Here is an 8,406-nt window from a genome sequence, read left to right as displayed (position 1 = left end):
CTTGCAGGGCGCCAATCTCTTCGGGGTCAGCACCCGCCGTGGTGACGAGATGGTCAATCCGCTCGGCGGGACAGATGGCCGCGAAGGTGCGTTCGCCGAGCTTGTCACTGGTCGTGACGCAGATGACCTGCTCGGAGCGCTCGATCATGGTGCGGATGACCGCGGCCTCTTCCTCGTCCCGGCACGTCGCGCCCTCGCGGGCCGTCAGGCCGCTGACCCCGACGAACGCGATGTCGAGCCGCAACTGCTGCAACACCAGAGTCGCGAGGGGGCCGATGACCTCGTAGGACTCCGGCCGGGCGACGCCACCCAGAGAGACGCACCTGACGTGCGGCCGCAGCACCGCCTCAGTGGCGATGTTGAGCGCGTTGGTGACGAGAGTGATCTCGCGACCGTCGGCCACGAGGTCCTCGCGCCCGGTGATGGCGCGCGCCGTCGCGGTGGTCGTCGTGCCGCCGTTGAGGCCGATCACCTGACCCGGCTGGACGAGCTTCGCGGCGGCGTCGGCGACGCGAGCACGGTCGTCGTCGCCGAGGCTGCTGCGGTACCGATACGGCAGCTCGTAGGCCACCGACGTCGCGACAACGCCGCCATGGTTGCGGGTGACGAGCTGCCGTTTCGCGAGGTCGTTGAAGTCACGCCGGATCGTCGCCTCGCTCACCCCGAGGAGCTCCGCGGCCTCCCCAACGCCGAGGCGGCCGGACGTTGCGAGATGGTCGAGCATGATCGACCACCGGCTGACCCGGTTGCGCCCGTGGGCAGCCTCATCGGTCACGCGCCGACCTTACCGCGCAGTTTGGCCATTGGACATGCCCATTGCTGCGCGTTTACGCTGGGATTCGCGCAGACACGATCATTCATGAGCTGCGTCCGCCCCACCCAGACGTTCCGGAGTCGCCTCATGTCGCAGACCTCTCATCTCGCCCGAGAGATCGCCACCCAGCCCGACGACTGGGCCCGCACCATCGGGCGCCTGGACGAGTTCAGGGGGGTGCTGCCCCGGCCGGGCGAGCGGGTAGCGACGATCGGCTGCGGCACGTCGTGGTTCATGGGGCAGGCGTATGCCGCCCGGCGTGAGTCCTTGGGGCAAGGGGTCACCGATGCGTTCGCCGCCTCCGAGCACCGGCTCGCGCGCCACTACGACCGGGTCGTGGTCGTCAGCCGCTCGGGCACCACGACGGAGGTCATCGCGGTCGTCGAGCAACTGCGGGCGGCAGAGGTGCCGCACGTGTCGATCGTGGCCACACCGGGGACCCCTGTCGCGGAAGCCTCCTCGTCGACGATCGTGCTCGATGACGTCGACGAGCAGTCGGTGGTGCAGACCCGCTTCGCGACCACGACGCTCGCGCTGCTGCGCGCCTCCCTCGGCGATGACCTCGCTCCGGTAGTGGATCAGGCGCGCGCAGTCCTGGCCGAGGATGCCAGCTCCGCGCTTGGTCCCCTACTGACGGCCGAGCAGCTGACGTTTCTGGGGCGGGACTGGAGCAACGGCATCGCCAGCGAGGCGGCGCTCAAGCTCCGCGAGTCTTCACAGTTCTGGGCCGAGTCCTACCCAGCGATGGAGTACCGCCACGGCCCGATCAGCATCGCCGCTCCCGGCCGGGCAGTGTGGGCGTTCGGCCAGGTGCCGGATGGTCTTGCGGGAGAGGTACGCGCCACCGGCGCCCATTTCGAGCACCGCGACCTCGACCCGATGGCCGATCTCGTACGGCTGCACCGGCTGTGTCTCGCCCGCGCCCAGGCCGCCGGTCTCGACCCCGACGCGCCGCGCAACCTAACCCGCAGCATCGTCCTCGACTGACCCAGAACCAACCCCGTCGCAACAACACCCCAATCACGGGCGTCTCGACCGGGCTTCAGGCAGTTGCCAGTAGGCGCATCAGCCTCGCGGCCTCGTCGGCGACTGCGTCCCTCGCCGCCCCGAGGTACTTCCGAGTGTCGACCGTCGGCGCGTTCTCCAACCGGTCTAGCACGGCCCGAGTGAAAACCTGGTTGAGATGCGTGGCGATGTTCACCTTGGTCATCCCGGCCCGCACCGCTGCCGCCAGCCCTTCATCGGCCACCCCCGATGAACCATGGAGCACGAGCGGCACCGGCACCGAGTGCCTGAGTGCGGCAATGAGCTCCGTGTCCAACTGGGCCGTCCGCTCGGTCATTGCGTGCGAGCTGCCCACCGCGACCGCGAGCGCGTCGACCCCGGTGTCGGCGACGAACCGGGCCGCCTCGCCGGGATCCGTGCGGACGCCCGGCGCGTGCACGCCGTCCTTGCCGCCGACCTCTCCGAGCTCCGCCTCGACGCTCACACCGTGGGCGCGGCATAGCCCGACCACCCGTCGAGTCTCGGCGCGGTTCGCGCCGTCCGACAGCCGCGACCCGTCGTACATCACGGACGTCAGTCCGAGCCGTACTGCCTCCTCGACGAGACCGGCGTCCTCGGCATGGTCCAGGTGCACGACGACCGGCTGGTGGCAGGCGTCGGCGATCGCCAGAGTGGCGGCGGCGATCGGCGCCAGCGAGCCGTGGTAGCGAACGCAGTTCTCCGAGATCTGCATGACGACCGGCAGGCTCACCTTCTCTGCGGCAGCGGCAAACGCCTCGGCGTGCTCGATCTGGATGACGTTGAAGGCAGCGAGCCCGCGACCGACCCGGCGCGCCGGCTCGAGCACCTGCGCGAGGTTCACGAGAGTCATACGAGACTCTCCTCGACCTCGACGCTTGCCATCAAGCGTTCGATGTCCGTCGGGTTGACGACGCCGGCGATCGGCTGCAGGACGGCTGCAGCGGACCATGCCACTGCGCGCATCAGCACCTCGGCCCAGGCGTCGCGCCCTTGGGGCGGGCCGCCGAGCGTCTCGATGTCGGCGGCGAGCGACGCCGTCAGGGCATCGCCGGCGCCGGTTGCGTTACCCCTCAGCGGTTCTCGCAGCCAAGCTCGGAGCTGGACGTCATCGTGGAGCAGCTGTATGCCGTTCACGCCATCGCTGACGACCGCGGCCTCGGCGCCGTGGTCGACAAGCGCGAGAAGGAGGTCGGCGGTGGTGGGCGAAAGGGTGCGAGGCCAACCGAGCTGGGTCGCCTCGGCCTCGGAGCGGTTGGGCTTGACGAGAGTCGGCCGCGCACGGAGGGCACGCGCCAGCGCCCGGCCGCCGACGTCAAGCACCACGTGCAGGCCTGCGCGGTGCGCCTCCTTGGTCAGACGTTCCACGAGGTCGTCGGGTGCGCCCGCCGGAAGGCTACCCGAGATCGTCACCACGGATGCCTTCGGTGCGAGTGCCGCCAGCGCCTCCACCATGCGCATCCACACGGAGTCGGGCGGTGCCTCGCCAGCCTCGTTGAAGAGGGTCGCCTCGCCCCGGTCGTCCACTACCGCCACGGATCTGCGGGTACGACGAGGCGACTCGACCAAGCGATGACTCAGGCCCCGATCCGACAGATCGGTGGCGAAGGCTGCCAAGTCGTCGGCGCCAATCTGTGCAACCGCGACGGCGTGCCGGCCCAGCCCAGTCAGCACCGAAGCGACATTGATCCCCTTGCCCCCGGCCCGCTCGTGAACCTCCGCGACGCGATGTGACTCACCCAGCGTCACGGTCGGGACGGCATACGTGATGTCGATGGCCGGGTTGGGGGTGAGTGTGACGATCATCGTCCGACGAGGTCGAGCGCGATCGTCGCCGCGCCCAGCGAGCCGGCTCGGTCGCCGAGGGCGGCCGCTTCGACGGCGACGTCGTCTCGGCCACCCAGCCGAGTGGCCAGCGCGGTGCGCAGCGGATCGAGCAGGATGTCGGCGGCGTGCACGAGGCCCCCGCCGATGAGTACGAGCTCGGTGCCGGCGGCCGCGACGACCGGGGCGACCATGATGGCGAGAGCCTCGATCGCCTCCTGCCAGATCCGGCGCGCGACATCCTCGCCCGCGTCGGCGCGTCGGGCAACCTCCTGGGCGTCGCCGAGGATACCGGTCGCCTCGGACCACCGCCGTCCGATGGCCCCTGCGCTCGAGAGCGCTTCGAGGCAGCCGCGCTGGCCGCATCCGCACAGCGGCCCATCGGGCACGACGATGACGTGGCCTATCTCGCCCGTCCAGAGTCCGCCGGTCACGAGCTTGCCGCGGCACAGGATGGCGCTCGCGAGCCCGGTGCCAAGGGGGACGAAGAGCACGTTGTCGGCATCGCGCGCCGCGCCCAGCCGGTGTTCGGCGAGGAGGCCGGAGCGGACGTCGTGGCCTATCGCCACCGGTACCTCGATCTGGGTGGCGACGGTGCCGCGCAGGTCGAGTTCGCGCCAGCCGAGGTTGGCCGACCAGACTCCGACTCCGGCCGCTTCGTCGACGAGACCTGGGACGGCAACACCCACCGCGAGCACGTCGACAGCGTCGGCGGCAGCGGCGGTCAGGTCCACCACCGCCTTGCCCGCAACCTCCCCCAGCTGCGGCCCGACGTCAGCCGGAGTGGGGCGAACGGTTTCGGCGAGGACCTCACCCGACGGGGTCACCAAGGCGGCCTTGATCCGGGTGCCGCCGACATCGATGCCGACCACTGCTTCGCGCATCACGGTGCGCATTTTATGCGCGCTATTGCACGTTTGAACAGTTGAGCGATCATATCTGGACAGGGTCCGCCACCGGTGCCCGGTCGGCTCGCGTGCCACCGTCACCCCGGCGTACCCATGACGGTCCGATGCGCATCTCGCCACCGGAACGACACACGTCGGAATGTGCGTCGACCATCGACCCTGGGCTGATCAGCGCAGGTTGTAGAACTCGCGGTGAACATTGGCCGGTCGGAGCCCAGCGCGCACGAGGTCGCGCTGCAGGGAGTTGACCATGCCCTCCGGCCCGCAGAGGAACGCCGACAGCTTCCGGGGCTCCGCGCCGGCCGTGGCCAGGATGTGGTCAGCAGTGAGCCGCGGGTCGGTCGTCGTATCGACCAGGTGTAGCTGCAGCTCCTTGTGGTGCCCGGCGATGTGGGCCACCTCGTCGGCCAGGGGCGCAGGCCCACGCGCCGTGTAGAAGAAGTCGACGCGTTCCGGCAGTTCCCCGGGTATCGCCGAACGGAGCCAGCTCAACATTGGCGCGACACCGATCCCACCAGCAACCCAGACCTGGCGCTCGGTGCCGCGACCATAGTCGAAGTGTCCCTGGGGAGTGCTGATAACGGCGGGCATACCCGGCTCTACGAGATCGCCGATCTTGGAAGTGAAGTCGCCGGCCGACCCAACCGTGATGCGGACCTCGTCCTCGCTCGGGCCGCTGGCGATGGTGAACGGGTGGCGATGCCATCCGTCGCGGGCCTCGAGGTTGACCAACGCGAACTGGCCGGGCCGGAAGGTGAAGCGGTCGTCGAGCGGCCTGAGCCAGATCTCGACGGACGAGTCGTTGATGGGGCTGACTGATGAGACCTCATAGTCGTGGGTGCGGGCCAGAGGCCGGGCCAACAGCTCGCGGTAGAGGTAGGCAACGAGCCCAACACCGCCCACCGCGACGTACGACCAGCGCAGCAGCTGCGAACCGAAGACGGAGGCGTCCATGAGCCCGTGGACGAAACCAAACCCGAGGAAGAGCCCGGTGGTCCGGTGGAACCCTCGCCACAGTCCGTAGTTCCCGATCCACCGACCCACGAACCGGACCGGCGCGGTCTCCATGAGTCGCAGGACGGCAGGACGTACCGGCCGGGGGGTGATGGACCGCCACCGGGGTGCGATCGCCCAGACCGTCAGGGCTGCCAGGCCGCTGATGCCGATGGTGCCGAGCGTCGGACCGAGCTGCGTGGCGTTGGGATTACCGGTCGCCGCGATGTGCACGCCGATAAGAATCGTGCCGGTGATCGCGACCCGCCGATGCCACACAGCGGCCTTGTCGACGCCGTCAAAGAACTGTTCCACCCAAGGCAGCGCGCCGATGAGCACGAGCCCCACCGAAAGAAGCATCACGCCCTCGGCCCCGAGAAGCTGCCCCACGAAGGGTCCCACCGGGCCCGCCGGTCGGGCGAGCAACCACAGCAGGGCGAACGCCAAGACGAGCGATGCGATCGTGAGCGGACCCATGATGCGGGTCACGATGTGCGATCCGCGGTAGTGCCGACGGTGTCGTAGCCGGGTGTCGACGGCCATGGTGCTCTCCGGTCCCGATCGGTTTGGTGCGGGCGTCGCGCACCGGGGTGGGTATCGCCGTGCGCCCGGCGCTCACGGCCGGCCACCGGGGCCGTCCGGGGGCGCCCGCACGTCAACACCCTTTACTTACCCACCCGTGCCGGTATCGGAAGCTTCAGCCGAGACTGGGGATGCGTCCAGCCCGCTGGGGACCGTCGCCGGATCCGGAACCAGCCGCTCGGGACACGAACGGACACAAACAGATGGCAGACAGGAACGGGTGGGGTCCCAATCCCTCTGTGTATCAAACGATTCGGAGCTGGCGAGGGGACTCGAACCCCTAACCACCTGTTTACAAGACAGGTGCGCTACCGATTGCGCCACGCCAGCGGGAACCTCGCCGGGCAGGTGAGGAACGCCGAAAGCGTAACCGAGCCCAGCGGCATACGGAAAAAGAAGGACGGCCCCGCAACCACCCAGGGGGAAGTGGTCACGGGACCGCCCAGCTCGAGGATGCCAGTCAACGCTCAGGGGAGGCGAATGACCTGGCCGATGTAGATGAGGTCGGGGTTGCTGATCCTTCCGCGGTTGGCCTGGTACAGAGCATGCCAGCCGCCGTGCACGCCGTGCTTGGCCGCGAGCTCGGACAGGGTGTCGCCGGCTCGCACCATGATCCGCGCCCCCGTGCCAGTCGAGCGGGCCGGGGCCTGCCGGACCGTCTGCCGCTGCGGCGCGTAGGACTTCTTGGTCGACGTCTTCTGCGTCGTCGAGTTGGTCGAGTTGCGGCTGGCCCGAACGGGGGAGCTCGTCGCGCCACCGTTCCACCTCGTCAGCCCGGCGCGAACGGAGCACACCGGCCAGGCGCCGGGGCCCTGCGCCGAGAGGACCCGCTGGGCGATCGCGATCTGCTGGGACCGGCTCGCGAGGTCAGCGCGCGACGCGTACCTGAGGCCGCCGTACCCCGCCCAGGTGCCCTGAGCGAACTGCAGGCCCCCGTAGTAGCCGTTGCCGGTGTTGATGTGCCATCTGCCGCCGGACTCGCACTGGGCGACGCGGTCCCAGACGGAACCGTCCGCCTTGGCCGATCCGGCGGTGGCAATGCCGCCGAGGACGGTGGCGGCGCCAGCGAGGCCGACCCCTGCCATCCGCTGTTTGACCCGCGGATGTTTCGCGGCAGCATGCTTCGGCTGGTAATGCATGGGTGTTTCCTTCCTGACAGGCGCCTGCGGAGTTAGCTGTCGGGTTGGGACCGTCAGGTTGGCCCCGTCGCTCTCGCGACTTCACCCCAAGCCGGCGATTCGTCGGCGATATGGGTTCCCCGTCCTCGCGCGGACCCGGTGATCCGGGTGATTTCCCTGGCTCGCGAGGCTCGGCGCATCAGGGACCGCTATTGGTGGCTTTGTTCACTTTTGCGCCACAGGGTGTGGAGCCAGTGTGGTGCCGACGGACCGCTGCGCGAGGAGGCGCCGGGGTCATGGCCGAGGCCATGACGGTTGACGCTACGGGACGAAGCGGCTCGATACAAGGAAATCCGAGACGTTTTCGTGATCGTGTCTTGACCATTCCTTTACGCGAACTTTGACCGCCGCAGCGCGTCAGGGCCCGAAAGGGCTGCCCCCGAACGGCGCCCACGTGCTGCTCATTCCGCGGCTCAGAGCCACCACGACGAGCACCACGCCGCCGCTCGCGAGCGTGCCTGCCACGATCTGCGTCGGCAGGCCATCGGGTGCCACAGTGCGCACGATCGAGCGCGTCCCGCGACGCAGAGAAGCGCCTCCCGGCCCCCACCACGCCATGGCGAGCGCGAGGGCGCCGCCGAAGACAAGGGTGGCCGGCGTGCCCGGATCGAGGTCGCTGCCGGTCGTCCCGCCGAGCATCAGCGCGCCCGAGAAGACGCCGGCCACCGCCACGGAGACGGGCAGGATCATCGCAAGGAATGTGGCGACGGCTCCGAGGGCCACGTGCCAGGGGCTCGTGATCACCGCCCATGGGGCGTCGCTGGGGCGCCTGCCGTGGACGTACCGCCGCAGCACGAGGCCCGTCATCGACCGGTCCACGGCGCGCGCGACGACCGACCAGGTGACCAGGACGACGACCGCGACGCCGGGCCACAACGCGAGCAGTCCCAGCCAGGCCGCTGCCGCCGCCCAGAGGGTGCCGGTCCGATTCGCCAAGCCGATCCGCGGATCACCTTCCCGCACAGGAACGTTCAGTTCACCGTTGTCTTCGACTTCAATGTCGCCGTATGCCGCTGAGCTCGCTCCCCCACCAGTCGCCGGCCAGGCGCGTGGCGGGGTCTGCGGGCCGCGCGCCACCGGGGCG

The 8,406-nt window shown here is 69.5% G+C and carries 7 protein-coding genes, 1 tRNA gene, 1 pseudogene and 1 riboswitch; of the genes and pseudogenes, 1 reads left to right on the top strand and 8 read right to left on the bottom strand.

Annotation, left to right across the window (positions count from 1 at the left end; all coding sequences use genetic code 11):
• Nucleotides 1-775 (bottom strand): DeoR/GlpR family DNA-binding transcription regulator (locus tag VIR15_RS04730; protein WP_331926320.1); only part of this gene is annotated, 775 nt, incomplete at its 3' end.
• Between the two features lie 126 nt (nucleotides 776-901).
• On the opposite strand from VIR15_RS04730, the gene VIR15_RS04725 reads away from it, so the two are divergent.
• Entirely contained in the window at nucleotides 902-1,801 is a 900-nt protein-coding gene (locus VIR15_RS04725; protein ID WP_331926319.1) for an SIS domain-containing protein, read from the top strand.
• 55 nt (nucleotides 1,802-1,856) lie between these two features.
• Here the strand turns inward: VIR15_RS04725 and VIR15_RS04720 are convergent, their stop codons facing one another.
• The 7 genes and pseudogenes from VIR15_RS04720 to VIR15_RS04690 all read right to left on the bottom strand — a co-directional run.
• Complete coding sequence (locus VIR15_RS04720; protein ID WP_331926318.1) at nucleotides 1,857-2,690, bottom strand: class II fructose-bisphosphate aldolase; 834 nt, start codon at nucleotides 2,688-2,690, stop codon at nucleotides 1,857-1,859.
• On the bottom strand, nucleotides 2,687-3,643 hold the full coding sequence (locus VIR15_RS04715) for a 1-phosphofructokinase family hexose kinase (RefSeq protein ID WP_331926317.1): 957 nt from the start codon (nucleotides 3,641-3,643) through the stop codon (nucleotides 2,687-2,689). Before VIR15_RS04715 ends, VIR15_RS04720 begins: the two co-directional genes overlap by 4 nt.
• Nucleotides 3,640-4,545 (bottom strand): ROK family protein, encoded by a 906-nt coding sequence (locus VIR15_RS04710; protein WP_331926321.1) that lies wholly within the window; start codon nucleotides 4,543-4,545, stop codon nucleotides 3,640-3,642. Before VIR15_RS04710 ends, VIR15_RS04715 begins: the two co-directional genes overlap by 4 nt.
• 192 nt (nucleotides 4,546-4,737) lie before the next feature.
• Nucleotides 4,738-6,105: a ferredoxin reductase family protein gene (locus tag VIR15_RS04705; protein WP_331926316.1), complete on the bottom strand. Its 1,368-nt coding sequence runs from the start codon at nucleotides 6,103-6,105 to the stop codon at nucleotides 4,738-4,740.
• A 296-nt stretch (nucleotides 6,106-6,401) separates the two neighbouring features.
• Nucleotides 6,402-6,474, bottom strand: a tRNA-Thr gene (locus tag VIR15_RS04700).
• A gap of 137 nt (nucleotides 6,475-6,611) precedes the next feature.
• Nucleotides 6,612-7,283: a transglycosylase family protein gene (locus VIR15_RS04695; RefSeq protein WP_331926315.1), complete on the bottom strand. Its 672-nt coding sequence runs from the start codon at nucleotides 7,281-7,283 to the stop codon at nucleotides 6,612-6,614.
• Nucleotides 7,284-7,288: 5 nt separating this feature from the next.
• Nucleotides 7,289-7,434: riboswitch (cyclic di-AMP (ydaO/yuaA leader) on the bottom strand.
• A 245-nt stretch (nucleotides 7,435-7,679) separates the two neighbouring features.
• Nucleotides 7,680-8,406, bottom strand: a pseudogene (locus VIR15_RS04690) (serine/threonine-protein kinase); the annotation flags it as partial.

This window comes from Intrasporangium sp. (genome assembly GCF_036566125.1).
Lineage (GTDB): Bacteria > Actinomycetota > Actinomycetes > Actinomycetales > Dermatophilaceae > Intrasporangium.
The sequence above is the reverse complement of the archived record's forward strand: the minus strand, read 5'-3'. Positions and strand labels throughout refer to the sequence as shown.